24 protein-coding genes and 1 pseudogene are annotated in these 25,712 nt (G+C 61.4%); 17 read left to right on the top strand and 8 right to left on the bottom strand.

Going from position 1 to position 25,712, the window contains the following annotated elements:
- Nucleotides 1–97: 97 nt before the first annotated feature.
- Together metH and BHD08_RS18910 are read left to right on the top strand one after the other, a co-directional pair.
- Nucleotides 98–3,790 (top strand): methionine synthase, encoded by a 3,693-nt coding sequence (gene metH, locus BHD08_RS18915; RefSeq protein WP_125024190.1) that lies wholly within the window; start codon nucleotides 98–100, stop codon nucleotides 3,788–3,790.
- A 57-nt stretch (nucleotides 3,791–3,847) separates the two neighbouring features.
- Nucleotides 3,848–4,174 (top strand): DUF5629 family protein, encoded by a 327-nt coding sequence (locus BHD08_RS18910; protein WP_125024187.1) that lies wholly within the window; start codon nucleotides 3,848–3,850, stop codon nucleotides 4,172–4,174.
- A gap of 7 nt (nucleotides 4,175–4,181) precedes the next feature.
- Here the strand turns inward: BHD08_RS18910 and BHD08_RS18905 are convergent, their stop codons facing one another.
- Nucleotides 4,182–5,294 (bottom strand): acyltransferase, encoded by a 1,113-nt coding sequence (locus tag BHD08_RS18905; protein WP_125024184.1) that lies wholly within the window; start codon nucleotides 5,292–5,294, stop codon nucleotides 4,182–4,184.
- Between the two features lie 234 nt (nucleotides 5,295–5,528).
- Here BHD08_RS18905 and pnuC point away from each other — a divergent pair, with 234 nt between their 5' ends.
- Nucleotides 5,529–6,092, top strand: coding sequence for a nicotinamide riboside transporter PnuC (gene pnuC, locus BHD08_RS18900; RefSeq protein ID WP_125024181.1), 564 nt, complete (start codon nucleotides 5,529–5,531; stop codon nucleotides 6,090–6,092).
- Nucleotides 6,089–6,619 carry an AAA family ATPase gene (locus BHD08_RS18895; RefSeq protein WP_125024179.1) on the top strand — a complete coding sequence of 177 codons (531 nt, stop codon included), beginning with the start codon at nucleotides 6,089–6,091 and terminating at the stop codon, nucleotides 6,617–6,619. Before pnuC ends, BHD08_RS18895 begins: the two co-directional genes overlap by 4 nt.
- On the opposite strand, the gene BHD08_RS18890 is transcribed toward BHD08_RS18895, so the two are convergent.
- Together BHD08_RS18890 and BHD08_RS18885 are read right to left on the bottom strand one after the other, a co-directional pair.
- A complete protein-coding gene (locus BHD08_RS18890) occupies nucleotides 6,616–7,593 on the bottom strand; it encodes a DMT family transporter (RefSeq protein WP_125024176.1) in 978 nt (325 codons plus the stop codon). The genes BHD08_RS18895 and BHD08_RS18890 overlap by 4 nt on opposite strands.
- A 43-nt stretch (nucleotides 7,594–7,636) precedes the next feature.
- Entirely contained in the window at nucleotides 7,637–7,936 is a 300-nt protein-coding gene (locus BHD08_RS18885; protein WP_003279791.1) for a DUF1883 domain-containing protein, read from the bottom strand.
- Nucleotides 7,937–8,260: 324 nt separating this feature from the next.
- Here BHD08_RS18885 and BHD08_RS18880 point away from each other — a divergent pair, with 324 nt between their 5' ends.
- The 8 genes and pseudogenes from BHD08_RS18880 (at nucleotide 8,261) to BHD08_RS18845 (ending at nucleotide 15,855) form a co-directional block, all read left to right on the top strand.
- Entirely contained in the window at nucleotides 8,261–9,409 is a 1,149-nt protein-coding gene (locus BHD08_RS18880; RefSeq protein WP_125024173.1) for an MFS transporter, read from the top strand.
- Between the two features lie 22 nt (nucleotides 9,410–9,431).
- Complete coding sequence (locus BHD08_RS18875) at nucleotides 9,432–10,472, top strand: RNA methyltransferase (RefSeq protein WP_125024171.1); 1,041 nt, start codon at nucleotides 9,432–9,434, stop codon at nucleotides 10,470–10,472.
- Between the two features lie 83 nt (nucleotides 10,473–10,555).
- Nucleotides 10,556–11,872 carry a leucine-rich repeat-containing protein kinase family protein gene (locus tag BHD08_RS18870; protein WP_125024169.1) on the top strand — a complete coding sequence of 439 codons (1,317 nt, stop codon included), beginning with the start codon at nucleotides 10,556–10,558 and terminating at the stop codon, nucleotides 11,870–11,872.
- A gap of 25 nt (nucleotides 11,873–11,897) precedes the next feature.
- A complete protein-coding gene (locus BHD08_RS18865; RefSeq protein WP_125024168.1) occupies nucleotides 11,898–12,341 on the top strand; it encodes a 3-phosphoshikimate 1-carboxyvinyltransferase in 444 nt (147 codons plus the stop codon).
- A 144-nt stretch (nucleotides 12,342–12,485) separates the two neighbouring features.
- Nucleotides 12,486–13,015, top strand: a pseudogene (locus tag BHD08_RS18860) (Hsp20/alpha crystallin family protein).
- Nucleotides 13,016–13,154: 139 nt separating this feature from the next.
- On the top strand, nucleotides 13,155–13,367 hold the full coding sequence (locus tag BHD08_RS18855; protein WP_015276911.1) for a DUF2970 domain-containing protein: 213 nt from the start codon (nucleotides 13,155–13,157) through the stop codon (nucleotides 13,365–13,367).
- 345 nt (nucleotides 13,368–13,712) lie between these two features.
- The gene (locus BHD08_RS18850; RefSeq protein WP_125024166.1) at nucleotides 13,713–15,371 is read left to right on the top strand and encodes a nitrite/sulfite reductase; all 1,659 of its coding nucleotides are present in this window, start codon (nucleotides 13,713–13,715) and stop codon (nucleotides 15,369–15,371) included.
- Complete coding sequence (locus BHD08_RS18845) at nucleotides 15,355–15,855, top strand: DUF934 domain-containing protein (protein ID WP_015276909.1); 501 nt, start codon at nucleotides 15,355–15,357, stop codon at nucleotides 15,853–15,855. The genes BHD08_RS18850 and BHD08_RS18845 overlap by 17 nt, the downstream gene beginning before the upstream one ends.
- Before the next feature lie 270 nt (nucleotides 15,856–16,125).
- Here BHD08_RS18845 and BHD08_RS18840 read toward each other — a convergent pair whose 3' ends face one another.
- Both BHD08_RS18840 and sohB read right to left on the bottom strand, forming a co-directional pair.
- Nucleotides 16,126–17,118: a YhdH/YhfP family quinone oxidoreductase gene (locus tag BHD08_RS18840; RefSeq protein WP_125024163.1), complete on the bottom strand. Its 993-nt coding sequence runs from the start codon at nucleotides 17,116–17,118 to the stop codon at nucleotides 16,126–16,128.
- A 13-nt stretch (nucleotides 17,119–17,131) separates the two neighbouring features.
- Entirely contained in the window at nucleotides 17,132–18,154 is a 1,023-nt protein-coding gene (sohB, locus tag BHD08_RS18835) for a protease SohB (RefSeq protein ID WP_015276906.1), read from the bottom strand.
- A 181-nt stretch (nucleotides 18,155–18,335) separates the two neighbouring features.
- Between sohB and BHD08_RS18830 the strand changes: the two genes are divergently transcribed.
- The 4 genes from BHD08_RS18830 (at nucleotide 18,336) to BHD08_RS18815 (ending at nucleotide 21,509) form a co-directional block, all read left to right on the top strand.
- Nucleotides 18,336–19,034, top strand: coding sequence for a histidine phosphatase family protein (locus BHD08_RS18830; RefSeq protein WP_125024161.1), 699 nt, complete (start codon nucleotides 18,336–18,338; stop codon nucleotides 19,032–19,034).
- A 58-nt stretch (nucleotides 19,035–19,092) separates the two neighbouring features.
- Nucleotides 19,093–19,407, top strand: coding sequence for an SCP2 sterol-binding domain-containing protein (locus BHD08_RS18825; RefSeq protein ID WP_003296758.1), 315 nt, complete (start codon nucleotides 19,093–19,095; stop codon nucleotides 19,405–19,407).
- Nucleotides 19,408–19,616: 209 nt separating this feature from the next.
- The gene (locus tag BHD08_RS18820; RefSeq protein ID WP_125024159.1) at nucleotides 19,617–20,684 is read left to right on the top strand and encodes a phosphotransferase family protein; all 1,068 of its coding nucleotides are present in this window, start codon (nucleotides 19,617–19,619) and stop codon (nucleotides 20,682–20,684) included.
- A 57-nt stretch (nucleotides 20,685–20,741) separates the two neighbouring features.
- Complete coding sequence (locus tag BHD08_RS18815; RefSeq protein WP_015276903.1) at nucleotides 20,742–21,509, top strand: SDR family oxidoreductase; 768 nt, start codon at nucleotides 20,742–20,744, stop codon at nucleotides 21,507–21,509.
- A gap of 61 nt (nucleotides 21,510–21,570) precedes the next feature.
- On the opposite strand, the gene BHD08_RS18810 is transcribed toward BHD08_RS18815, so the two are convergent.
- Nucleotides 21,571–22,218 carry a hypothetical protein gene (locus BHD08_RS18810; protein WP_015276902.1) on the bottom strand — a complete coding sequence of 216 codons (648 nt, stop codon included), beginning with the start codon at nucleotides 22,216–22,218 and terminating at the stop codon, nucleotides 21,571–21,573.
- Between the two features lie 192 nt (nucleotides 22,219–22,410).
- On the opposite strand from BHD08_RS18810, the gene BHD08_RS18805 reads away from it, so the two are divergent.
- On the top strand, nucleotides 22,411–23,196 hold the full coding sequence (locus BHD08_RS18805) for a TSUP family transporter (protein ID WP_125024157.1): 786 nt from the start codon (nucleotides 22,411–22,413) through the stop codon (nucleotides 23,194–23,196).
- Here BHD08_RS18805 and nudC read toward each other — a convergent pair.
- A complete protein-coding gene (nudC, locus tag BHD08_RS18800) occupies nucleotides 23,164–23,994 on the bottom strand; it encodes an NAD(+) diphosphatase (RefSeq protein ID WP_125024155.1) in 831 nt (276 codons plus the stop codon). The two genes, BHD08_RS18805 and nudC, sit on opposite strands and share 33 nt — an antisense overlap.
- Nucleotides 23,994–25,676, bottom strand: a complete 1,683-nt coding sequence (locus BHD08_RS18795; RefSeq protein WP_125024153.1) for a ferrous iron transporter B — start codon at nucleotides 25,674–25,676, stop codon at nucleotides 23,994–23,996. The genes nudC and BHD08_RS18795 overlap by 1 nt, the downstream gene beginning before the upstream one ends.
- Nucleotides 25,677–25,712: the final 36 nt, after the last annotated feature.

The raw sequence follows: 25,712 nt of genomic DNA, 5'->3' as shown, positions 1-25,712 counted from the left end.
AACCTGAATAATCTTCATGCAAAAGCGCGGAAGCTAAAAAAGCATGCAGCTTTGCTATCATTCGCGCTCTTTTGTCTCAGCTTTTCAGGTAGTTCCCATGTCCACTCGCAGCTCCCGTCTTCAGGCTCTCCAGCAAGCGCTCAAAGAGCGCATTCTGATTCTGGATGGTGGCATGGGAACGATGATCCAGAGCTACAAGCTGGAAGAAGAGGACTACCGTGGCACGCGCTTCGCCGACTGGCCGCAGGACGTCAAAGGCAATAACGACCTGCTGCTGCTGAGCCGCCCGGATATCATTCAGGCCATCGAGAAGGCCTATCTCGACGCTGGCGCCGACATTCTCGAGACCAACACCTTCAACGCGACCCGCGTCTCCCAGGCCGACTACGGTATGGAAGAGCTGGTTTACGAACTGAACGTCGAAGGCGCACGCCTGGCGCGTGAAGTGGCGGACGCCAAGACCGCCGAAACGCCGGACCGTCCGCGCTTCGTCGCCGGCGTACTCGGCCCGACCAGCCGCACCTGCTCGATCTCCCCGGACGTCAACAACCCCGGCTATCGCAACGTCACCTTCGACCTGCTGGTGGAGAACTACGTAGAGGCCACCCGCGGCCTGATCGAGGGCGGTGCCGACCTGATTTTGATCGAAACGATCTTCGACACGCTGAACGCCAAGGCGGCGATCTTCGCCGTGCAGCAGGTGTTCGAGGACGAAGGCGTCGAGCTGCCGATCATGATCTCCGGCACCATTACCGATGCATCCGGCCGCACCCTGTCCGGGCAGACCACCGAGGCGTTCTGGAACTCGGTGCGCCACGCCAAGCCGATCTCCGTTGGCCTGAACTGCGCCCTCGGCGCCAAGGATCTGCGTCCGTATCTGGAAGAACTCTCCAGCAAGGCCGAGACATTCGTCTCCGCGCACCCCAATGCGGGCCTGCCGAACGCCTTCGGCGAATACGACGAAAGCCCGGCAGAAATGGCCGCGGTGGTCGAAGAGTTCGCCGCCTCGGGCTTTCTCAACATCATCGGCGGCTGCTGCGGCACCACGCCGGCGCATATCCAGGCGATTGCCGAGGCGGTCAGCAAATACCCGCCGCGCGCCATTCCGGACATTCCCAAGGCCTGCCGCCTGTCGGGCCTGGAGCCGTTCACCATCGACCGCAGCTCGCTGTTCGTCAACGTCGGTGAGCGCACCAACATCACCGGTTCCGCCAAGTTCGCCCGCCTGATCCGCGAAGAAAACTACACCGAGGCTTTGGAAGTCGCCCTGCAGCAGGTCGAAGCCGGCGCCCAGGTGATCGACATCAACATGGACGAGGGCATGCTGGATTCGAAGGCGGCCATGGTCACCTTCCTCAACCTGATCGCCGGCGAGCCGGATATTTCCCGCGTGCCGATCATGATCGACTCGTCGAAGTGGGAAGTGATCGAGGCAGGCCTCAAGTGCATCCAGGGCAAGGGCATCGTCAACTCGATCTCGATGAAGGAAGGCGTCGAGCAGTTCAAGCACCACGCCCACCTGTGCAAACGCTATGGCGCCGCCGTGGTGGTGATGGCGTTCGACGAAGCCGGCCAGGCCGATACCGCCGCACGCAAGCGCGAAATCTGCCAGCGCAGCTACGACATCCTGGTCAACGAAGTGGACTTTCCGCCGGAAGACATCATCTTCGACCCGAACATCTTCGCCATCGCCACCGGCATCGAGGAGCACAACAACTACGCGGTCGACTTCATCGAAGCCTGCGCCTTCATTCGCGACAACCTGCCCTACGCGCTGACCTCCGGCGGCGTATCCAACGTGTCGTTCTCCTTCCGTGGCAACAATCCGGTGCGCGAAGCGATCCACTCGGTATTCCTGTTCCATGCGATCAAGGCGGGCCTGACCATGGGCATCGTCAACGCCGGCCAGCTGGAGATCTACGACGAGATTCCCAAGGAGCTGCGCGACGCGGTCGAGGACGTGGTACTCAACCGCAGCGCCAACGGCACCGAAGGCTTGCTGGAGCTCGCTGACAAGTACAAGGGCGACGGCTCGGTCAAGGAGGCCGAAACCGAAGAATGGCGCAGCCTGCCGGTGGACAAGCGCCTCGAGCACGCACTGGTCAAGGGCATCACCGCCTTTATCGTCGAAGACACCGAGGAATGCCGCCAGCAGTGCAAGCGACCCATCGAGGTGATCGAAGGCCCGCTGATGAGCGGCATGAACGTGGTTGGCGACCTGTTCGGCGCCGGCAAGATGTTCCTGCCACAGGTGGTCAAGTCGGCGCGCGTGATGAAGCAGGCCGTCGCGCACCTGATCCCGTTCATCGAGGCGGAAAAAGGCGACAAGCCGGAAGCCAAGGGCAAGATCCTCATGGCCACGGTGAAAGGCGACGTGCACGACATCGGCAAGAACATCGTCGGCGTGGTGCTCGGCTGTAACGGTTACGACGTTGTCGACATGGGCGTGATGGTGCCGGCGGAGAAGATTCTGCAGACCGCCATCGCCGAGAAGTGCGACATCATCGGCCTCTCCGGCCTGATCACGCCTTCGCTGGACGAGATGGTCCACGTTGCCAAGGAAATGCAGCGCCAGGGCTTCAGCCTGCCGCTGATGATCGGCGGCGCCACCACGTCCAAGGCACACACCGCGGTGAAGATCGACCCGCAATACCACAACGATGCGGTGGTCTACGTCACCGACGCCTCGCGCGCGGTGGGTGTCGCTACTACCCTGCTCTCCAAGGAACTCAAGCCGGCCTTCGTAGAGAAGACCCGCGAAGAGTACGCCATGATCCGCGAGCGCACCGCCAACCGCAGTGCGCGCACCGAGCGCCTGAGCTATGCCCAGGCCGTCGCCAACAAGCCGCAATTCGACTGGGCCAGCTACACGCCGGTCAAGCCGAGCTTTACCGGCCGCCAGCTGCTGGAAGATATCGACCTGCGCACGCTGGCCGAGTACATCGACTGGACGCCGTTTTTCATCGCCTGGGACCTGGCCGGCAAGTACCCGCGCATCCTCGAGGACGAAGTGGTCGGCGAAGCAGCCACCGCGCTGTTCAGCGATGCCCAGGCCATGCTGAACAAGCTGATCGACGAGAAGCTGATCCGCGCGCGCGCCGTGTTCGGTTTCTGGCCGGCCAACCAGGTGCAGGACGATGACCTGGAAGTCTATGGCGACAATGGCGAGAAGCTCGCGACCCTGCATCACCTGCGCCAGCAGATCATCAAGCCGGACGCCAAACCGAACCTTTCCCTGGCCGACTTCGTCGCGCCGAAGGACAGCGGCATCACCGACTACGTGGGCGGTTTCATCTGCACCGCCGGCATCGGCGCCGAGGAGTTGGCCAAGGCCTACCAGGACAAGGGCGACGACTACAACTCGATCATGGTCAAGGCGCTCGCCGATCGTCTCGCCGAGGCCTGCGCCGAATGGCTGCACGAACAGGTGCGCAAGCAGTACTGGGGCTACGCCAAGGATGAGCAACTGAGCAACGAGGAGCTGATCCGCGAGCAGTACAAGGGCATCCGCCCTGCCCCCGGCTACCCGGCTTGCCCGGACCATACCGAGAAAGGCACGCTGTTCCAGCTGCTGGATGCCGACGGCATCAGCCAGGTCACGCTCACCGAGCACTACGCCATGCTGCCGACCGCAGCCGTCAGCGGCTGGTACTTCGCCCATCCCGAGGCGCAGTATTTCGCCGTCGGCAAGATCGACAAGGATCAGGTGGAAAGCTACAGCCAGCGCAAGGGCGAAGACATCGCCGTCAGCGAACGCTGGCTGATGCCGAACCTGGGTTACGACAACTGATCCCGCGGCGGGCGCCTGTGAGCGCCCGCCGTCGTTCCGCTCAATGGAGCTTGCACCATGTCATCCGAAACACCGCTGCTGATCGACGAACTCGAAACGGCCGACATGCTGATCATCGACGACCTGCATGCCTGGCAGTTCGCACTGAACGAGGCGCTGCTCGATGATGCAGACGCCGCCGCGGAGGCCAATCAGCCATTCGCCAGTGAAGACATCCTGCTGACCATCGATCTGGTCGACGGCCGCACGCGTCGCCAGTGGCAGTTCAGCTACAACCAGATCATGGAAGGCCAGCGCCAACCCGACGGCGAAAGCTGGCTGCTGGAAGGCCCGCACCGCCTGCAGTGCCTCAGCGCCATCGGCGGCGAGGACGAGGACGAGTAACGCGTCTCTAGCCGCCTCGCCCTGCGCGGGCGACGGCTATTGAACTCGTAGTCGTCCCCTCTCCGGCGGCTGCCGCTGACTTCGCACCCTCCATCAGCGGTCGTTCGATATAGCGATAGCTCAGGCCAGCAACGATCAGCGACATGGTTACGCAAAGCGCCACGCGCGGCAGCAGCGGCTGGTCATCGAGCCAACTCATGCACAGCAGCCAAACCGGGATATGGCACAGGTACAGGGAGAACGACAGCCGCCCGATTGTCTCCAACGGGCGCGACAAGGCGCCGAAGATCGCCTCGCTGGAACAGACCGCCAGCATGAATGGCACGGCCAGCACCAGCGTCGCCGCCGCCCAGCGAAACGAGGCGAGCGGTTCCAGGGCGATGGCCAGAATGCTCGCCGAGACCACCGCCAGACCGGTCACCAGCACTTTGGTGGTGGCGGTCATCGCCGCGATGTCGCGCTCGACGACGCGAAACTGATCCAGCGACGACAGCTTCCATAGCAGCAACCCCATGAACAAACCGTTCACCCGGAACAGCCACTCTGGCGCGAGCGGGTTGGCGAAGCTGAACCACAGCACGATGCCTATCACCGCCGGCCAGAACGCCCGGCGTAGCAGGAGCAGCAGCGGAAACAGCAGATAGAACTGCACCTCAAGAGCGATTGACCAGAAATAGCCAACATCCGTCTCGTGCAGGCCGTTGAAGACGTTGGCGAGAAAGAACGCCGCGCTCGCCGTCACGCCGAGCAGCGTGTCCAGCGAGTAAGCCGGCGCCCCACGCGGCGGCTCGACGACGCTGAACAGCAACACCACGGCCGCCCAGAACCAGGTCGGCAGCAACACACGGCGAATGCGTTTCTTGTAGAAGGCATACACCGCCTCAGCTTCGAAGCCCTGCTGCTTGCGCAGAAAGGTCGCGCCCATCAGGTAGCCGGAAATGAGAAAAAACAGATCGACGCCAATACCCGGCAGAAAGCGCTGCAGCAAGCCGTCCCACCAGTCCGCCTCCGCGCCGACCAGCATCACCGAGGCATGGGCCAGCAGCACCAGCATGATCGCTAGCCCGCGAAGAAATTGAATATTGCGATTCTTGCCGTGCCGCGCTCCGGCATCACTCATAAGCAGTCCGATATTCGCCAGCCGCCGCGACTTCCAGCCATTGCCTGGGTCATTCAGGATCGATTCCCTCTCCTCGGGGCCTGGTTCAGGTCTGGCCGGCCTCCCGCCGCACCTTGCCTCTAGCAAGACCAGTCGATACCCGTGTTGTTCAATCGCGAGCGCTTTGCAGCCTGCAGCAACGGGCTTCGACGTCCGCTATGATCGCGCCCCTCGTTTGGCCCAACCGGTAACGCCATGTCGTCGCTTGAACTGATCGCCTCGCTGCTCGGCCTGATCGCCGTATGGCTGACAGTACGTCAGAACCCATGGTGCTGGCCCATCGGCCTGGGCATGGTGTCGCTGTACGCCTGGTTCTTCTTCGACGCCAGGCTGTATTCACAGGTGCTGCTGCACAGTGTTTTCGCCGCCATGCAACTTTACGGATGGTGGACCTGGACACGCGGAGCGACTGGCGAGGGAGGCCGGCCCGTAACACGGGCAAGCAGTCGCGAAGCGTCCATTGGCATTGCCGGTGCAATACTCGTCAGTCTGCTGCTTGGCAGCGCCATGGCGAACTTCACCGCGGCTGCCTTCCCCTGGATCGACGCCACCCTGACTGCATTTAGCCTGCTCGCACAGCTGTGGATGGCACTCAAGCGCCTACAGTGCTGGGTTTTGTGGATCGTCCTGGATGTGCTGTTCATTGGCTTCTTCAGCTATCAGGGCTACTGGCTGACTGCCAGCCTCTACGCGCTGTTCACCGGGCTTGCCGTCATGGGGCTGCGGGAGTGGCGAACGGCGCAGGTGGCCACTCGATGAAGGTCTTGGTGCTTACCGGCCCGGAGTCCACCGGCAAAAGCTGGCTTGCCGAAAGGCTGCTGCGCACGTTCGGCGGTGTGCTAGTCGGCGAATACGTGCGTGACTACATCGAGCAGACGCAACGCGACACGACGTTTGCCGATATTCCGGCCATCGCCCGTGGTCAGCTGGCCCGCGAAGACACCGCGAGAACTCAGGCACCGCACCTGCTGATTCTCGACACGCACCTGCTGAGCAACATGCTCTGGAGTCATACGCTGTTCGGCGACTGCCCCGCCTGGCTCGAGGAGGAGCTACTGGCGAGGGATTACCACCAGCATCTGCTGCTCTCGCCGGAAAAGATCGAGTGGCACGCCGACGGCCAGCGCTGCCAGCCAGATATCAGCGAACGACTGGACTTCTTCGAGGCATGTCGCAGCTGGCTGGTGCAGCGGGATCAGCCCTTCGTCGAGATCGGCGGCAGCTGGACCGAGCGCGAGCGCCAAGCGATTGCACACACCCGCGCGCTGCTAGGCGAAAAGCCCTAGGACTGACGGTCGCGACGTAACAGCAGGCCGATGGCAAGCACAACCAGCAAGCTGCCGGGCAACCAGTGCACACCCATGCGTGCCGGCTGATCGAAGAACAGCAGCAACATCGAGACGAAGGGCACCAGGTAGCTGTAGGCCGTAACCGCACCGGGCGTGAGAACAGACGTCGCTCGCTGTTGCAGGAAAAAGGTCATGGCGCTGGAAAAAACGCCAAGGTAGGACACCAGCAGCAGATCGAGCAGGTTCATGCGCAGCAGCGACGCCGGTCGCTCCCAGATAAAGCCCATCAGGCCGATCAGCAGTGCGCCGGCGATCAAGCTCCAGAAGGTGCGCAAACCCGCCTGCCGGGGCAAAGTGCCGTTCGCCAGTCCCCATTTGCTGAGCACCGGATACAACGCCGAAGCGACACAGCCGAAGAAGAAACCCAACTCGCCCAGGCCAAACTGCATGCCGGAGAAATCGCCACCGTTCTCGGCCCATGCCAGCCCGAGCGCCCCGCTCGCACCAAGCGCCAGGACGGCCAACAGACGCCCGGCAGGCCGCTCGACACCCAGCCCACGGCCCAGGCAGTAAGCCAGCAGCGGCACGCTGACGAACAGCGTCGCCATCGACAGTGCACTGACCCGATGGGCCGCCCAGAACATGGTTCCGAAAAAGCCCGCCAGACATAGCCCCATGCCAGCGTAGAGCAGCATCGTGCGCCAACCCGGCCGCCCTTCGCTCTGGCTCCAGGCCAGCGGTGCCAAGACCAGCGCGGCGATGGCGAAGCGCATGGCGGTCAACAGCAGCGGCGGCAAGTCATCACTGAGCAAGCCCACCGCCGGAAACGACAACCCGACAAAAAGCGCCCAGAGCAGCATGCCAAGATGCGCGCGGGTGGTTCCGCCGCTTTCACCCTTGTGTGTTTCGGCTGCGCGGTTATCGAGACTGGTGTTGGCGGCATGAACATGAGGGTGATGGCTGCGGTTCAAAACGTCGCTTCCTGTTCGTTGTCCTCGCAGTCCAGTTTGGCGATTACAGACGCGAGGGGGACCGTCGAATGACCCTGATCGAGTGGCTGAGGTTCGGTTTGCGCGTCACGCTGATCGGCCGCCGGGTAACCGTATCGATGGTGATGTTCCAGAAGCCGGTGCTCGGCACCACGATCTTCGCCGGGAATTTATCGAACGCCCCACCGTGGTAGGTGTGGCGCCCGCCGTTCTTGAAACTGCGGAAATTCGCATCGTTCATCAGGCGGATGTTGCAGGTCTGCGAGCATTCGATGACGACGATATCGTCCTCGTTGAGGTGCTCGCGCTGGTGTATGAACTTCATCGACTGCTCCGACAGCGCACATGGCAACAAAGCGGACAACGATAGCATGCGCATCCCGCGAATCGGCCCGATGAAGTCGGAGCGGCATGCTGATGGTGCTCTTGCGGGCGGGTTGTGCCGCAGGCTGGCTTGTGTATCCTCTGCCCCATCTGCTCAATAACTGCCTCGTCCATGCCCAGCACGTCATTTCCCTGCTCTTCATGCCTGCCCGCGGGAAGCCGACTGCTGTTTCTCTTCGATACCGGATTGCTGGCCCTGTGGTGATACGCAGCTCGTCGCGCTGCTATCCACGCTGTCAATCCAGTCAATCGAGGAATGCCGCCCATGTCTGCGGTCCGTAACACCGTTCAGATCGATACCCCCATCGTGCGCAACGCGACCCGTTGCGGTTTCTTCATGGCCGGCTTCGGCCTTTCCGTATGGGCGCCACTGGTGCCCTATGTGCGCGAACGCATCGAGATGACCGATGCGGTGTTCGGCCTTTTGCTGCTCTGCATTGGCGTCGGCTCGCTGACCTGGATGCCACTGTCCGGCGTATTGGTAGGCCGCTGGGGCATCCGTCCAGTGCAGCTGTGTAGCGTCGTGCTGCTGGCGTTGGCCCTGGCCGGGATGGCGCTGACCGAATCGATGTGGCTGCTGGCCCTTGCACTGTTCTGCTTCGGCGGCAGCCTGGGCGTCATCGATGTGATCATGAACATTCAGGCGGTGCTGGTGGAAACCGCCGTCGGTCGCCGGCTGATGTCGAACTTCCATGGCATGTACAGCCTTGGGGCCATCAGTGGCGCGCTGATATTCACTGGTCTGCTGACCCTCGGCCTGGCGCCGGAGATTGGCAGCTTTCTGATGATCGGGCTGATCGTTGTGGCGAATCTTGGGCTGGCCCGCGGCTTTCTGCCGAATCGTGCGCCGGGGGGCGGCTTTGCGTTCGTGCGGCCCACAGGCGTGGTGCTGCTTGTAGGCCTGATGTGCTTCGTCGTGTATCTGGCCGAAGGCGCCGTACTGGACTGGAGCGCGCTTTACCTGACCGGAGAGAAAGGCCTCGAAGTGGCCAAGGGCGGCCTGGGTTACGCAGCCTTCGCCCTCATGGTGACCATCGCGCGTTTCGCTGGCGGCCCGCTGGTAAATGCACTCGGCACGGCGCGCGTCATCGCCTTTGGTGGTCTGCTCGCTGCCTTCGGCATCGTCCTGAGCCTTGCTGCCGAGCACTGGGCCGTGGCACTGATCGGCTACGGCTTGTGCGGGCTGGGTTGCGCCAACGTCTCGCCGGTGCTGATTTCCTCCTTGAGCCGGCAGGACGGCATGCCGGTGCAACTGGCCGTCACCGTGGCGACCACCATCGGTTTCGCCGGCGTCCTCGCCGGTCCGGCCATGATGGGCGTGGTCGCGCATTTCAGCTCGCTGGGCATGGCCTTCGCGCTGCTCGCCGTCCTGCTGGTCGGCATCGTGCCGTTCTGCCGTCGCTTCACCGCGTGACCCCGGATAGAATGCGCGCCCTATGCGAATCCCAGACCTGCAGCAACGCCTCGCCGACATCGGCGCCAAGCCCCGTCATATCGGGCGAATGACCCGTGCCTGGCTCAAGGGCCTGCCGCTCGATGTGGGCCGGCGCCAGCAACAGGCCGAGGACTTCCTGCCGCTGAGCGTGCGCGAAGGCCTGCCAGCACTTAACGCCGAAATTGATGGTCTGGCGCGGCTGCGCTCCGAACACCCAGCGGCCGACGGCTCGGCACGCCTGCTGGTGGAGCTGGCCGACGGACAGATGGTGGAAAGCGTGCTGCTGCCGCGTGACGGCCTGTGCGTTTCCAGCCAGGTCGGCTGCGCGGTGGGCTGCGTGTTCTGCATGACCGGCAAGAGCGGCCTGCTACGTCAGCTGGGCAGCGCCGAGATCGTCGCCCAGGTCGCCCTCGCCCGACGCTTCCGCCCGGTGAAGAAGGTGGTGTTCATGGGCATGGGTGAGCCCGCCCACAATCTCGACAACGTGCTCGATGCCATCGACCTGCTCGGCACGGACGGCGGCATCGGCCACAAGAATCTGGTGTTCTCCACCGTCGGCGATATACGCGTGTTCGAGCGTCTGCCGCAGCAGCGGGTCAAACCGGCGCTGGCCCTGTCGCTGCACAGCACCGATGCGGCGTTGCGTCAGGCGCTGCTGCCGCGGGCGCCGCAGATCGCTCCCGACGAACTGGTCGACCTCGGCGAAGCCTACGCCCGCGCGACCGGATTCCCGATCCAGTACCAGTGGACCCTGCTCAAGGGCATCAACGACAACCAGGATGAGATGGATGGCATCCTGCGCCTGCTCAAGGGCAAGTACGCGGTGATGAACCTGATCCCCTACAACAGCCTGGAAGACGATGAATACCAGCGTCCTGATGGCGAGCGCATCGTGCAGATCGTACGTTACCTGCACAGCCGCGGCGTATTGACCAAGGTTCGCAATTCGGCCGGCCAGGACATCGATGGCGGTTGCGGCCAGCTCCGTGCCCGCGCCGAGCAAGCGCTAGATCGCAAGCGGCGCGTTGATCGCGGCGCCTGAACCCGCAGGCCCGAGCCAGTGTCCCAGCGCAATACGATCGACGCCCCGCTCGGCCTCATACAGCAAGGAAAGCGCAAATCCGCATGCATACATTGGAACAACTGGAACGCGGCGAGCTGGCCGGAATCCGCCGTCTCGATCTCTCGGCCGGCCTGCAGAGCTTTCCGGAGGCGATCTTCGATCTCGCCGATACGCTGGAAGTACTCAATCTCTCCGGCAACCAACTCAAGAGCCTGCCGTCCGACCTGTCTCGCCTGCGCAAGCTGCGCATCCTGTTCTGCTCGGACAACCTCTTCACCGAGGTGCCGGATTGCCTCGGCGACTGCGAGCAGCTCGAGATGATTGGCTTCAAGGCCAACCAGATCCGCCATCTGCCCGCCGCCGCGTTGCCGCCGGCGTTGCGCTGGCTGATCCTCACCGACAACCAGCTGCAAGCGTTGCCTGACGAGATCGGCACCTGCCGACGCTTGCAAAAACTGATGCTCGCTGGCAATCAGCTGTCTTCGCTGCCGGATACGCTGGCCAATTGCGTCAACCTGGAATTGCTGCGCATCGCCGCCAACCGCCTGCCAGCGCTGCCCGCCTGGCTGCTGACGCTGCCACGACTCAGCTGGCTGGCCGCTGCGGGCAACTCTTTCAGCGATGCGAACGAAGCGATCAGCCTCGCTCGCCACTCACTACCGGCGATCCCGCGCGAGCAGGTCGTCCTGCATGAGCAGCTGGGCCAGGGCGCATCCGGCATCATATATCGTGCCGAGTGGCAGCAGAGCGGACAGCCGCCCAAGCAGATGGCTGCCAAACAGTTCAAGGGCCACGTCACCAGTGATGGCCTACCCCATAGCGAGATGGCCGCCTGCGTGGCCGCCGGCGCCCATCCAAACCTGATCGATGTTGCCGGGCCGCTGGCTGATCAGTCGGGTCAAACGCCCGGGCTACTGATGGATCTGGTCGAACCGGCCTTCCAGCCACTGGCTGGTCCGCCTGACCTGGCCAGCTGCACGCGTGACTGCTATGCCGATGATCTTACGTTCAGCCTCGATCAGGCGTTGCGCATCGCCCGCGGAGCGGCATCCGCAGTGGCACACCTGCACCAGCGCGGCATCCTGCACGGCGACCTTTACGCCCACAACCTGCTGGTCGATGCACGGGGCAACAGCCTGCTTAGCGATTTCGGGGCGGCATCCTTCTTCGAGCCGGAAAGCACCACCGGACGCGCACTGCAGCGCATCGAATCCCGCGCCTTCGGTTGCCTGCTGGAGGAACTGCTGCAACGCTGCCCTGGCTTCGATGGCGACCCACGCCATGGCACCCTGCTCGAGCTGCAGAACCAATGCTTATCCGAGCAACCGGAACACCGCCCCCATTTCCGCCAGCTGGCCACCACACTCGCCGCGCTCTGACGCGCCTTACCGGAGCGACCTCGCAATGCCGTCACCCGAAGAAGAACACACGCCCTACCCCAAGCCTTATTCGGATCTGCCCGTTGATCAGGACCCGTTCATTCGGGGGCTGCAACAGCGCCTGCCGGAACATCTGCGTGAATCCTTCAGCGAAGAGCAGCTCGACGCACTACGCAGCGTATTTGGCGCGCGCTCCTGGGTCAGGCATCGGGTCGATCTGCGCGGCACCATACGGTTGTGGAGCGATCGCTACTACTTCGCGATCGTTGCCGGCCGCAACAAGCGAAACCTGACGCGCCCGCAACAAAACCTCTCGCTGATCGCCAAGGCTGCGTTGGCTACCGTATTCCTGTTGTTCTCCGGCCTGGTCGGCCTGGTGATTCTTTATCTGCTCAAGTCCGCTCTGGGCATCAATCTGTTCCCAGGCTTCTCGCTGGGGCTGTGGGACTGGTTCAAGCAGAGCCTTTGAGCAAAGGTGCCTGGGAGTCCTTGCCGCTTGCCCGGCATCGCCAAATTAGTGGGGCCGCGGTTGATCAGAATCAAACCGGGTTCTGTACAGCGGGTGAAAACTGAATGCGCTGTTAACTTCACGAGCTTCCCAGGAGTTTGCGAAATGAACGACGCTTCGAACAAACAGCCCGTATCAACGGACGAAAAGAAGATCACGTCTGCGCCCCAGGAGCCCTGGCGCCCTTTGACTCCCTGCGCCGACAGGTAGACCGTCTTTTCGATGACTTCGAACGGCCCTGGCATCTGCCTTTCAGCCGCCATGGCATGGAGACTACACCGCTGTGGCAAGGCGGTCCCAGCCGCATGCCGGTGGTGGATGTTGTCGAGAAGGAAAACGCCTTCGAGATCACTGCGGAACTACCCGGCCTGGATGAGAAGGACGTCGAGGTAAAACTGGTCGGCAACAGCTTGGTCATCAAGGGCGAAAAGCGCCAGGAACACAAGGAAGAGAAGGACGGCTATCACCTTTCCGAACGATCCTACGGCAGCTTCCAGCGCAGCTTCGCGCTGCCTGAAGGCGTAGACCGCGACAAGATCGATGCGAAATTCGGCAAGGGCGTGTTGCGCCTTTCGTTACCCAAGCAGCCGGGCTCTGCCGATGGTGCGAAAACCATCGCTGTTCAGGCCGAGTAACGATAGCGGGGCCGGACACGACAGGCCGGTCCCGGCTTTTCGCCAAGCGCGACTCTTCGCGCCCCCTCTCTTTCACTTCCGCCCGATCACCTTTGCCACGCTCGGCTAGACTTCGAAAAAGTCCCCATCCGAGGCAGCCATGAAAGATGAGCAGGAAAAAAGCCTGACGCTACGTGAGATGCTTGGCAGCGTACTGGCCGCTGCGCTGGGCGTGCAGAGCGGCAAGAACAGGGCTCGCGATTTCAGCCACGGCAAACCCAGCCACTTCATCATTCTTGGCGTAGGCTTCACCGCGCTGTTCGTGCTGCTGATCCTCGGATTGGTCAAACTGGTGCTGTACCTGGTCGGCTGATGGTCGCTACTGATGGCTGACCCAGAATATCGCGGTCCCTACCGCAAGCATGATCAAGCTGAAGATCGCCGCAGCGTCCACTACACTGTCGCGCTGGTCGTTTCTCACGGGACTTCTCCTCTGACAGTTCGATGACATCGAAAGCCTGCATTTACCGAGTGAAGACCACGTATCGCGGTTGCTCAAGGGCACAAGGCTATAAGCCAATTTCGACTGGTTTAGTTCTAAACATATTCCCAAACATCACTTTTGCGCATAACCACGAGCTGGTATCGTGCCGCCCTCCCTAATTGGGTGCGCGGCCGTGCGCGCGAATGCTGTAGACAGCCTGAAAACAGGACATTTATGTACGTTTACGATCAGTACGACCAACACATCATCGAGGACCGGGTCCGGCAGTTCCGCGACCAGACCCGCCGCTTCCTGGCTGGCGAACTCGCTGATGAAGAATTCCGCCCGCTGCGTCTGCAGAATGGCCTGTACATCCAGCGCTACGCGCCCATGCTGCGCGTTGCCGTGCCCTATGGCCTGCTCTCCTCCACCCAGGTACGCAAGCTGGCCGAGATCGCGCGTCATTACGACAAGGGCTACGCGCACATCAGCACCCGGACCAACGTGCAGTTCAACTGGCCTGAGTTGGAAGACGTGCCGGAGATTCTCGCCGAGCTGGCCACCGTGCAGATGCACGCCATCCAGACCAGCGGCAACTGCATCCGCAACACCACCACCGACCAGTTCGCCGGTGTCGCCAAGGACGAACTGATCGATCCACGACCATGGTGCGAGATCATCCGCCAGTGGTCGACCTTCCACCCCGAATTCGCCTTCCTGCCGCGCAAGTTCAAGATCGCCGTCAACGGTGCGGTCAGCGACCGCGCCGCCATCGAAGTACACGACATCGGCCTGGAAGCAGTGAAGAACGAGGCTGGCGAACTCGGCTTCCGCGTCTCGGTTGGTGGCGGCCTCGGCCGGACCCCGATTGTCGGCAGTTTCATCAACGAGTTCCTGCCTTGGCAGCACCTGCTGAGTTACCTAGACGCCATTCTGCGGGTTTATAACCGCTATGGCCGTCGTGACAACAAGTTCAAGGCCCGCATCAAGATCCTGGTGAAGGCACTGACCCCGGAAGTGTTCGCCGAGCGCGTCGATGCCGAATGGGCGCACCTGAAGGACGGTCCGACAACACTGACCGAAGCTGAAGTTCAGCGAGTCAGCAAGTTCTTCGTCGATCCGGCATACAAGGCGCTGGAAGATCAGGACGCGGCCCTCGCCCAACTGGGCGTCGAGCATCCGGGCTTCGCCCGCTGGCGCCAGCGCAACGTGGTCGCGCACAAGAAGCCCGGTTACGCGGCAGTCACCCTCTCGCTGAAGAGCACTGGCGTGGCACCTGGCGACGTCACCGACAAGCAGCTCGACGCCATCGCCGACCTGGCCGATCGCTACAGCTTCGGTGAGGTGCGCAACTCCCACGAGCAGAACATGATCCTGGCCGACGTCGAGCAGGCCAAGCTGTTCGAGCTCTGGCACGAACTGCGCGAGCTGGGTCTGGCTACGCCGAACATCGGCCTGCTGACCGACATCATCTGCTGCCCTGGCGGCGACTTCTGCTCGCTGGCCAATGCCAAGTCGATTCCGATCGCCGAATCCATCCAGCGCCGCTTCGATAACCTCGACTACCTGTTCGACCTGGGCAACATCGACCTGAACATCTCAGGCTGCATGAACGCCTGTGGCCACCACCATGTCGGCCATATCGGCATCCTCGGTGTGGACAAGAAGGGCGCGGAGTTCTACCAGGTCTCGTTGGGCGGCAGTTCCGGCCGTGAGGCGAGCCTCGGCCAGATCCTCGGCCCATCCTTCGCCCAGGACTCGATGCCCGACGTGATCGAAAAGATCATCAACGTTTACGTGGAGCAGCGTACCGAAGATGAACAGTTCATCGACACTTACCGCCGCATCGGCATTGATCCCTTCAAGGAGCGCGTCTATGCAGCGAATCATTAAGAACGATCAACTGGTCGATGAAACCTGGCACCTGCTGCCCAAGGAACAAACGCTCGACGACCTGTGCAATAGCGACGACCTGATCGTTCCGCTGCATCTGTGGCTAGATCACGCCCATGCGTTGAAAGCCCGTGATGGCGGCCTCGGCGTATGGCTCGATGCGCATGAGCAGGTCGAAGAAATCGCCGACGACCTGCAGCATTTTCAGGTCATCGCCCTGAATTTTCCGAGCTTCACCGATGGCCGCCACTACTCCAGTGCCCGCCTGCTGCGTGAGCGCTATGGCTATAAAGGCGAGATTCGCGCCATCGGTGACGTGCTGCGAGACCAGCTGTTCTACATGCGTCGCTGCGGCTTCGATGCCTTTGCCATTCGTGCCGACCGCGATCCGGTCGACGCGCTGGAAGGGTTGAAGGACTTTTCAGTGACCTATCAGGCTGCGGCGGATGACGAGCGCCCGCTGTTCCGTCGCCGTCAGGGCTGATACCAGCCCAGTCGAACCTGCAAATAAAAAGCCCGCCAATAGGCGGGCTTTTTATTGCTTCATTGATACATCCAGAAATTAGGGTGTTCGACCGGAGCGGTAGCCTCTACGGCCTTTTTTCCGGAAGCGATCTGTTTGATTTTCTCGGCAAGCTTCTTCATGAACGATTTCCTCGGTTGCGAACAGCACTGGCACTAGGTTCCGCCAATTGCCGCTTCCGAGGAAATTCATTGCCACTATCGCGTCGATAAACCGCTTAGCAGGCGCAACTCAATCGACACGTACCAATATCCGACCTACCTGGCCCCCGGCCAAGATGCGCTCGATCGCCTCTGGCAACTGCTCAAGAGCGATCTCGTGCGTCAGATCCTCGAGATTGACCAACTTCCATTGCAGCGACAGCTTGTCCCACATGGAAGCCTTGACCACCAGAGGGATCTCCACCGAGTCCACACCCAGCAGATTGACCCCACGCAAGATAAAGGGCAGAACGCTGGCCTGGAAATGAGTACCCGCAGTGAGCCCGCAACAGGCTACGCTGGCACCACGCTGCAGCGACTTGACCACGTTGAACAGGATGTCTCCACCGACGGTATCAACCGCCCCGCCCCACTGCTCCTTGAGCAAAGCCTTCTCCACACCTGCCTGCAATGCGGAGCGCTCGACGATCTGACTGGCACCCAGGCGAGTGAGGAAAGCAGCCTGATCAGCCTTGCCGGTTACCGCCGCGACCTTATAACCAAGACTGGCCAGCAGCGCGACCGCAATACTGCCAACTCCCCCCGTGGCTCCGGTCACGAGCACGGGCGCATCACCCGGCTCCAAACCGGCCTGTTCGAGCTTGTCGATACAAAGCGCCGCGGTCAGTCCGGCTGTGCCTAGGATCATCGCATCGCGCAGTGGCAGGCCCTGAGGCCGCTTGATCACCCAGGCAGCCGGAACGCGGATGTACTGACCGAAACCACCAGCGGTGTTCATGCCCAGGTCGTAGCCGGTGACGATCACCTCATCGCCTTCGGCGAATTCGCCCACACTTGACGAAGCCACGACGCCGGCCGCATCGATCCCCGGCGTATGGGGGTAGGACCGCGTCACGCCGCGGTTGCCGCTCGCAGATAGAGCGTCCTTGAAGTTCAGTGAGGAATAACGCACCCGGATGAGCACCTCACCGGCTGGCAGCTCATCGATACCACGCTCGACGACTTTGGATTCGAAACGGCCGTCGGCCACCTCGCTGACTTGTAGCGCCTTGAAGCTGCTCATCGCGGTCCCCTTGTCATTGCCAAAAACGTTGTTCGTTCAGCCGGCTCCAGCCTTTCAGCAAGCCGTGCTCCATGACCGTACTGGCCGCCATGCCGAAACGCTCCGGCAGGCTCTTCTTCTGTATGTAATGCAGCTGGAACAGTTCCGCTTCCTGGGCCCGTTCGGCAAGGTACTGATCACTGGTCTTCAGCTCGTCCGCCAGGTGCTTGCCCAACGCAGCGATGCCGAGCCAGACCTCCCCAGTTGCAACATCGTCTATCGAGAGGTTCTGCCGATAGCGGGCGACGAAGTTCTTGAACAGCTCATGGGTAGTTTCCAGGTCTTCCTGGAACTTCTCCCGCCCCTTTTCGGTGTTCTCACCGAAAACGGTCAAAGTCCGCTTGTACTCGCCCGCGGTGAGCACTTCGAAATCCACGTCATGCTTCTTCAACAGCCGATGAACGTTCGGCAACTGGGCTACCACACCAATGGAACCGAGAATGGCGAACGGCGCAGTAAGAATGCGGTTGCCGATGCACGCCATCATGTAGCCGCCGCTCGCCGCCACCTTGTCGACACAGACTGTCAGCGGTACGCCGGCATCGCGGATGCGCACCAGCTGTGACGCGGCCAGGCCATAGCCGTGCACCATGCCGCCACCGCTCTCCAGGCGCAGGACCACTTCGTCCTGCGGCGTTGCCATCGTCAGCAGCGCGGTGATCTCGTGGCGCAGGTTGTCGACGGCCGAAGCGCGGATGTCGCCATCAAAATCGAGGACGAACACGCGCGCGGGCGTTTCCGGCTTCTTGTTCTGCTTGGCAGCCTTGGCTTCGCGCTTGCGCAATGCCTTGAACGCATCCTTCTCCAGCACGGCCTGCTCCAAGCGCTCGCGCATCGATTTGTAGAACTCGTTGAGCTTGTGCACTTCGAGATGACCACCGCCCTGCTTGCTGCGCCCCCGGCGCATCGAAGCGAGAGCGATCAGCACGATCACGATTGCGACCACCAGCGTGACGGTCTTGGCCAGGAAGCTGGCGTAATCGACAAGAAATTCCACGTATTACCTCTCGGTGTGTTCCGGTTGCCGACAGACACCCTTCGGCAGCAAGCCGCCAGCATACCGATGGGCCTTGGGCTGGGCTAGCGCATGCAATTCAAACAAACGTTCGAATTATCGTTGACACTCCGGAACGATGTCCCTACCCTCGCGAAAAACAGTGCCGGCCGGAGCAGCATGCATGGGCAGTATCTACCTGATCAGACATGGTCAGGCGTCATTCGGCGCAGAAAACTACGACGTGCTCTCTCCTCTCGGTTATCGTCAGTCCGAAGCGCTTGGTGACTACCTGGCGCAACTTGATGTGACCTTCGATCGCTGTCTGAGTGGCGAACTTGAGCGTCAACAGGACACCGCACGCACCACGATTGCCAGACTGAGCACCCAGCCGGAACTCGAAATCGACGCGGCCTTCAACGAATTTCATGCCGATGCGGTTATCCGCGCCCACCTGCCCGACCTGCTCAAGGTCGAGCCAAACGCGATGCATATCCTGCGCAACGCCGCAGACCATCGGGCCGAGTTTCAGCGGTTGTTCAACTATATCGTGCATCGCTGGATTTCCGGTGAACATGAAAAGGAAGAACTCGAGAGCTGGCAGCACTTTCTCGACCGCGTGCGCGGCGGCCTGGAGCGTGTACTCGAGCACGCCGGCAAGCGGGATCGCATTGCCATCTTCACATCCGGCGGAACCATCACCGCGCTGCTACAGCTGATCATCGGCGTACCGCCGGTCAAGGCGTTCGAGATGAACTGGCAGATCGTCAACACTTCACTCAGTCTGCTGAAGTTTCGTGATCGCGATGTCGCGCTCGCCTCCTTCAATAGTCATGCGCACCTGCAACTTCTGAAGAATCCGGAGCTCGTCACCCATAGATGAGCCCAGCCCCAAGCGGCCTCGAGCTGCGTACCCATAACGACCAAAAAAGGAAACCCTCATGAGCAACGTCGCCGAGACTTTCAAAGGCATGCAGTCGAAGTTCAACCCCAGTGCCGCTGCCGGCCTGGACTTGGTGTTTCAGTTCAACATCACCGATGCCGAGAACTACTACCTGGTAGTCAAGGATGGCACTTGCGATCTGCAGCAAGGCGAATCCAGCGACGCCAATGTCACCCTAATCATGGACAGCGAAACCATGCAGGGCATCGTCAGCGGTGAAACCGATGGCATGCAGGCCTTCATGGGCGGCAAGCTGCGCGCTGAAGGCGACATGATGCTGGCCCTGAAGCTCAGCGAACTGTTCCCAGCCTGAGCCGCAGGCGAGCCTGCCAGGTGACACCAGAAACCGAAGTCTCAGACTTCGGTTTTTTTATGCAGACGAACTTTCCGCGAGCGAATCAGGCACTTTGATTGACCGGCAACACTCAGGCCAATAACGGCCAGCGCCGCTTGGTCTGAGGAACTGCGAGCATTAGATTACTGAATCATCTTGGGCACCGAACATAAGCAGAAGGGATAACAATGGCGCTTACAGATCAAACCACGCGAGTCCGAGAAGGCGAAGAACTGCCGGTCGATGTGATCGACACTTACCTCAAGGCGCACATTCCTGGGCTGGAGGGTACGCCGCAGATTTCGCAGTTTCCCGGTGGTGCCTCCAATCTGACCTATCTGCTGAAGTACCCTGAGCTGGATCTGGTTTTGCGCCGCCCGCCCTTTGGCCACAAGGCGAAGTCCGCCCACGACATGGGCCGTGAATTCCGCATCCTCAACCAGCTCAACGACGGTTTCCCCTACTGCCCGAAGGCCTACGTGTACTGCACCGACGAGTCGGTGATAGGTGCCGAGTTCTACGTAATGGAGCGGGTCAACGGCATCATCCTGCGCTCGGAACTACCTGCAGAGTTGAAGTTCGATGTGGCGCAGACGCGCGCGCTCTGCGAGAGCTTTATCGATAAATTTGTCGATTTGCACAATGTTGACTACCAGGCCTGTGGCCTCGGCGATCTGGGCAAACCGGACGGTTATGTGAAGCGCCAGATCGAAGGCTGGAGCGAGCGTTACGAGCGTGCGCTGACCGCCGATGCGCCCGCCTGGGAGCCAGTCAAGGCCTGGCTGAAGGACAAGATGCCAGCCGATCACCCCAAGCCCGGAATCATTCACAACGATTACCGCTTCGACAACGTGATCCTGAACCCGGACAACCCGATGGAAATCATTGGCGTACTGGACTGGGAGATGACCACGATTGGTGATCCGCTGATGGATTTGGGCAACACCCTCGCCTACTGGATCGAGGCCGATGATCCACAGCCCATGCAGGCGATGCGTCGGCAGCCGAGCCACCTGCCTGGCATGCACACCCGCCAGGGCTTCGTCGATTACTACGCACAGCGCGCCGGTATCGAGATTCCCTGCATCGACTTTTACTACACCTACGGCCTGTTCCGGCTGGCCGGAATCGTCCAGCAGATTTACTACCGCTTTTATCATGGCCAGACGCAGGACAAGCGTTTTGCCCAGTTCATCCACATGAACAAGCTGCTCGAGCAAAAGGCACTGCAAGTGATCGGGCAATCGAAGCTCTGAAGCCAACCCAAAGCCCCGTGCTCCACCACGGGAACGAACAAGAAAAGAGGAACGACCATGTCCAAGACCACCCTGTTCGACCTAGACGGCAAGATCGCCTTCGTTTCCGGCGCCAGCCGCGGTATCGGCGAGGCCATCGCCAAGCTGCTCGCGCAGCAAGGGGCCCACGTGATCGTATCCAGCCGCAAGATCGAGGGCTGCCAGGCAGTTGCAGATGCGATTGTTGCTGAAGGCGGCAAGGCCACTCCGGTAGCCTGCCATATCGGCGAGATGGAACAGATTCAGGCGGTATTCGCGCAAATCCGCGAGCAGTTCGGCCGACTCGACATCCTGGTCAACAATGCCGCAACCAATCCGCAGTTCTGCCACGTCCTGGATACCGACGTCTCGGCCTTTCAGAAGACTGTCGACGTGAATATCCGCGGCTATTTCTATATGTCTATCGAGGCCGGCAAGCTGATGCGCGAAAACGGTGGTGGCAGCATCATCAACGTCGCTTCCATCAATGGCGTCACACCGGGCAACTTCCAGGGTATCTACTCGATCACCAAGGGCGCCGTGATCAACATGACCAAGGCCTTCGCCAAGGAATGCGCGCAGTTCGGCATTCGCTGCAATGCGCTGCTACCGGGCCTGACGGATACCAAGTTCGCCTCGGCGCTGGTCAAGAACGACTCGATTCTGCAAATGGCACTTCAGCATATTCCGCTGAGCCGTGTCGCCCAACCGAGCGAAATGGCCGGTGCAGTTCTCTACCTGGCCAGCGACGCGTCTAGCTATACGACGGGAATCTCGCTCAACGTCGATGGCGGTTATCTGGCCTGACAGGCTCTGCGACAAAAGAAAGATGCAGCGAAAAAAGGGAGCCGTAAGGCTCCCTTCTTGTTCACCAGTTCTTCAGCGCCTCGGTCGCCGCTGCGTTTGCCGGCTTCGCGATCAGTCCGGTCGGCGCAAGCTCTACAATGTAAGCGGCGCCATCGGCAATCGGCATGTAATCCACGCGGAGCATCTGCGCATCGACCAGGTGCATGTCACGCTGTCCGAGTTCCAGCGATTGCCAGATATCCACGCCCAAGGGCTTCTCGCTCAGCTCAACGCGACCATAACGCGCGAGATTCTGCTGCTCGACTGCGAGATAGCGTCCGGATAGCCGCTCCAGTCGATAGCCTGATTCAAGGCCGATCAGTTCGGCCAGGCTTTTCCAGCGCAACATATGCAGGTCGAGCTGCCAGAGGTCGCCTTCCAGAATCGCCGTGCGCGTCTCCTTGCCCTGATCCAAACGGACTTCGTAGCGCTGCGGCCCCTGCGCCTGGAACGTCAGCGTAACCAACGGTTGCTCACTCGGCAGCGAGGCATAGGTACTGATGTCGTAGCCAATCAGGCCGATCAGCCCGGCCAGCGCGAGAACCGCGAAGCCACAGGTGCCGCGCAACCAGCCCATCAGCCAACTCCCCCCTAGCAGCAAGCGCAGCGCCACCAGCAGGACAATCACAGCCAGTAGCGCGATCACGATCGCGAGCCCGAGATATTGCATAGCCAAGCATCCTTTTCATTGGGTGCGACATTATCCGCAGCTGCCATCAGCACAGCCAGGGCCGGCATGGGACGGGGGTCACGGGTTGACGTTGTTCTTCTCGCAGAGCTGGATGCCAGTCATTCAATCTTCCCTTCCGCCAGCGTAATAGCCGCATTATCCTCCGCTGTCACTCAGCCCACCGAGACCCGCATGCCCTTCGCGCTTGAGCTCGCGCTCGACCCTTCCACTCTGGTGATTCTGTTCGCCGTAGCCTTCACTGCCGGATTCATCGATGCCATTGCCGGTGGCGGCGGGTTGCTGACCATCCCGGCCTTGCTGACTGCCGGACTGCCTCCGCACCTGGTGCTGGGTACCAACAAGCTATGCGCCACCTTCGGTTCAGCCACCGCCAGCTATACGTTTTATCGACGTCGCCTATTCGAGCCTGAGATATGGCGCCGCGCGCTTGTGGGCACTGCAATTGGAGCGGCGTTAGGTGCAGCACTCGCCCAATTCATGCCCGCAAGCTGGCTCAACCAGCTGCTGCCCTTGGTGGTTTCTGCCTGCGGTATCTATCTGCTGTTCAGCCACATGCCCGCAAAACCCAGTAGCGATGCGTTGGTCATCGGACGCAAGCGCCAGTGGCCTCAGAGTCTCTCGCTAGGCTTCTACGATGGAGTGGCGGGCCCCGGGACTGGCGCCTTCTGGACCGTCAGCAGCATGCTGCTCTACCCGCTCGACCTGCTCAGGGCCAGCGGCGTTGCGCGGACGATGAACTTCGTCAGCAATGCAGTGGCTTTGAGCGTGTTCGTGATCGGCGGGCACGTAGCATGGGTACTTGGCATCGGTATGGGCCTGGCACTGATGGCCGGCGCCTATTTCGGCGCGCGCACAGCGATCCGTGGCGGCTCTCGGTTCATCCGCCCGATATTCATTCTGGTGGTTCTGGCGATGAGCCTGCGTCTAGCCTGGCAGCACTGGGTCGGGACGGCCTAACCGACGAGCCAGATACAGCTCTATCAGGTAGCGGGCTATGGATTGGCGAGCGGGTAACGCCGGCAGGTTATCGATGGGAAACCAGCGCGCATCTTCGATCTCCTCGGGCTGAGGCACGATTTCGCCGCCGGCATATTCGGCATGGAACCCCAGCATCAGCGAATGCGGAAACGGCCAGCCCTGGCTCGCGACATACTGTGGCGGGTGAATGGATACACCGACTTCCTCACGCACCTCGCGCGCGACGCACTGCTCCACCGACTCGCCAGGTTCCACGTAGCCTGCCAGGGTGCTGTAGACGCCTGGAGCGAAACGCGGTGAACGCGCCAGCAGCAGCTCATCGCCGCGCGTGACCAGTACGATCATGCTCGGAGACAGTCTTGGATAGTGTTGAACGCCGCAAGCCGGGCAGTACATCGCTCGCTCGCCGGCTCGCGCCTGCATTGGCGAACCGCAGCTGCCGCAAAAACGATGCTGACTCGCCCATGTACCTATCTGCGTGGCGTATCCAAGGAGCTGAAACAGGTCCCGATCGTCGCCCTGCATGAACTGGCGCAGGCCCTGCCAGCGTGCGCCGGGCACATCGGCTTGGAATTCAAGCTCGAACAGAAAAACCGGTTGCCCGTCAAAATGCCCCAGCCCCTGCTCGCTCAGCACGGGAAGCTCCAGGCGCTTGAGCCAGTCCCGTGGAAACAGCGCGCCATTATCGTCGAGCAGGAACTGCTGCCGGCAGTGCACTACCACCCAACCCCCAGGGAGAGTGGGGTCGAGCAGCGCCGCCTGCCAGCGCAGACTCATCAGGCCGCTACCGGCATGCCCAGCGCGCGTACGCTCTCGCTGGCCAGATCAAGCACGCTTACGCGCGAATCGTCGCGCCGCAATACCGCCCCGCCTTCGAGGTAGTACTCCAGGCTGGTCAGGGCGTCGGCAAGGGTTTCCAGCAGCTGCTCGGGGGGCATCTGATTCGATTCGAGCATGTGCTTTTGAATGAAATCAGCGCAGGCGCCAATCAGCTCCGCCGCACGCTCCTGCTCGAGGAAGCGTAATCCACCTCGCACGGCCTGGAGGCTGAACGGCACGTTAGCCAAGTGCAGCTTTTCACCGTTGGATTCCAGATAGGCAGTAATCGCGCGCTTGGCCAGGGCCAGCCCGGCGGTCGCTTCGTCGATCACCACGATACGCGCCTCGGTCAGCTGATGATTGGCGAAGGCTTCCGCCTCCATTCCGGGACGCGCAACCTGAGGCTTGCTTTCACGTCGATCGCCACGTTCGAGGCTGGCTACCATGCTCTCGACGTAGAGCACCGCGTCGGCGAGACGTTGGATAACCTGCGGCTCGGGCGCATGCGCCAGGCTCCAGCCCGACACATCGCCCAGCTGCGCCTGCAAAGTGCTGGCCGCAGACGAAAGACCAACCATGCCAAGGGTTTTGGCCATCTTGCCGAGCAGGTTATGCAGGTTCGAATAGGCTTCCGCCTGCGCAGTACCACGCTCGATCAGATCCAGGAGGTCCTTCAGGCTAGCCAGCTCCTCGCGAATTGCCGAAGACAGCGAACGCATGACTGCCTGGCCAGGACCAGCCAGCCGCTGGGATTCCTCTTCGAGCAGATGGTCAGTGAATGGCAGCGGGCTTAACGAGAAAACCTGGCGAACCTGGCTGGCGATCGGTCCTTGGGTATCCGCCAGAGCGACAACATAGAGCAGCTCTTTGAGCAGGCTGCGCGGGGCTTCATATGCAGGATTGCCAAGCACCTGCTTGAGTTCGCGATCGAGCCGCGAAAACAGCTGCTTGCGCGACTTGCGCGGCAGCAGCTGGCCGTCGAGCTGGGACTCGAGAGCAGCGCTGCCGATCCAGCACAGCCGGCTTGCCGGTGATTCGATGAACAGGTGATCCAGGCGCGTCAGTGCACGCCCCATGAGCTTCAGGCTGGCAGGCAGATTGTCTTCACGGATGAACCCCAGTAATCCAACCTGATACATCTGACGCAAGCGCCGTGCCTCGGCAACTGGCGCAGCACCGGACCGGGCCGGTACATCCACTGCAGGACGAGCATGATCAAGACGAACGCTGAAGAAGAAACTCTCCGGCAAGGCGGGCTGTGCACAAGCCTGTCGCAGCGCGTTGATGGCTGGAAGCAGCAGCTCGGGAATTTCTTGCCGGCTGGCGTCGACGCTTTCCAGATAGCGTCGCAGGACATAGAGCGCGTTGCTCAGCGCGGCCAACTGCACGTCGCGATCTTCCCCGGCACCAACGGGGATATCGGTCGCCAGCTGCAGAATCTCCTGCGCCAGCAACTCGGCTCCGGTCAGCTCGATGAGGTTGAGCGTGCCGCGCACCTGCTTGAGGTTTTCCACGGCCTGCTGCAGCAGGCCACCGTTATTGCGATCGATGATGAAGTGTTCAAGGCTCTGCTCGGCCTCTTCCATGGTGGCGAACAGTTCGTCACGTACCAGACCGAGTGAAGTAGCTCCAGTAACCATGCCTAGTGCGCCTCCCGCGCAAACGTGTGATGGCGC

This window comes from Pseudomonas sp. SCT, assembly GCF_003864275.1.
Classification (GTDB): Bacteria; Pseudomonadota; Gammaproteobacteria; order Pseudomonadales; family Pseudomonadaceae; genus Stutzerimonas; species Stutzerimonas stutzeri_AE.
The sequence above is the reverse complement of the archived record's forward strand: the minus strand, read 5'-3'. Positions and strand labels throughout refer to the sequence as shown.

Bases quoted from the DNA above. Each gene is read 5' to 3' on its own strand.
- BHD08_RS18905 (WP_125024184.1), bottom strand. From the start codon at position 5,294: ATGAGTGATGCCGGAGCGCGGCACGGCAAGAATCGCAATATTCAATTT.
- BHD08_RS18885 (WP_003279791.1), bottom strand. From the start codon at position 7,936: ATGAAGTTCATACACCAGCGCGAGCACCTCAACGAGGACGATATCGTC.
- BHD08_RS18795 (WP_125024153.1), bottom strand. From the start codon at position 25,676: ATGGTTACTGGAGCTACTTCACTCGGTCTGGTACGTGACGAACTGTTC.
- BHD08_RS18825 (WP_003296758.1), top strand. From the start codon at position 19,093: ATGAGCAACGTCGCCGAGACTTTCAAAGGCATGCAGTCGAAGTTCAAC.
- BHD08_RS18830 (WP_125024161.1), top strand. From the start codon at position 18,336: ATGGGCAGTATCTACCTGATCAGACATGGTCAGGCGTCATTCGGCGCA.
- BHD08_RS18850 (WP_125024166.1), top strand. From the start codon at position 13,713: ATGTACGTTTACGATCAGTACGACCAACACATCATCGAGGACCGGGTC.
- BHD08_RS18820 (WP_125024159.1), top strand. From the start codon at position 19,617: ATGGCGCTTACAGATCAAACCACGCGAGTCCGAGAAGGCGAAGAACTG.
- BHD08_RS18815 (WP_015276903.1), top strand. From the start codon at position 20,742: ATGTCCAAGACCACCCTGTTCGACCTAGACGGCAAGATCGCCTTCGTT.
- metH (WP_125024190.1), top strand. From the start codon at position 98: ATGTCCACTCGCAGCTCCCGTCTTCAGGCTCTCCAGCAAGCGCTCAAA.
- BHD08_RS18880 (WP_125024173.1), top strand. From the start codon at position 8,261: ATGTCTGCGGTCCGTAACACCGTTCAGATCGATACCCCCATCGTGCGC.
- BHD08_RS18865 (WP_125024168.1), top strand. From the start codon at position 11,898: ATGCCGTCACCCGAAGAAGAACACACGCCCTACCCCAAGCCTTATTCG.
- BHD08_RS18895 (WP_125024179.1), top strand. From the start codon at position 6,089: ATGAAGGTCTTGGTGCTTACCGGCCCGGAGTCCACCGGCAAAAGCTGG.
- BHD08_RS18855 (WP_015276911.1), top strand. From the start codon at position 13,155: ATGAAAGATGAGCAGGAAAAAAGCCTGACGCTACGTGAGATGCTTGGC.
- BHD08_RS18810 (WP_015276902.1), bottom strand. From the start codon at position 22,218: ATGCAATATCTCGGGCTCGCGATCGTGATCGCGCTACTGGCTGTGATT.
- nudC (WP_125024155.1), bottom strand. From the start codon at position 23,994: ATGAGTCTGCGCTGGCAGGCGGCGCTGCTCGACCCCACTCTCCCTGGG.
- BHD08_RS18845 (WP_015276909.1), top strand. From the start codon at position 15,355: ATGCAGCGAATCATTAAGAACGATCAACTGGTCGATGAAACCTGGCAC.
- BHD08_RS18870 (WP_125024169.1), top strand. From the start codon at position 10,556: ATGCATACATTGGAACAACTGGAACGCGGCGAGCTGGCCGGAATCCGC.
- BHD08_RS18910 (WP_125024187.1), top strand. From the start codon at position 3,848: ATGTCATCCGAAACACCGCTGCTGATCGACGAACTCGAAACGGCCGAC.
- pnuC (WP_125024181.1), top strand. From the start codon at position 5,529: ATGTCGTCGCTTGAACTGATCGCCTCGCTGCTCGGCCTGATCGCCGTA.
- BHD08_RS18840 (WP_125024163.1), bottom strand. From the start codon at position 17,118: ATGAGCAGCTTCAAGGCGCTACAAGTCAGCGAGGTGGCCGACGGCCGT.
- BHD08_RS18805 (WP_125024157.1), top strand. From the start codon at position 22,411: ATGCCCTTCGCGCTTGAGCTCGCGCTCGACCCTTCCACTCTGGTGATT.
- BHD08_RS18875 (WP_125024171.1), top strand. From the start codon at position 9,432: ATGCGAATCCCAGACCTGCAGCAACGCCTCGCCGACATCGGCGCCAAG.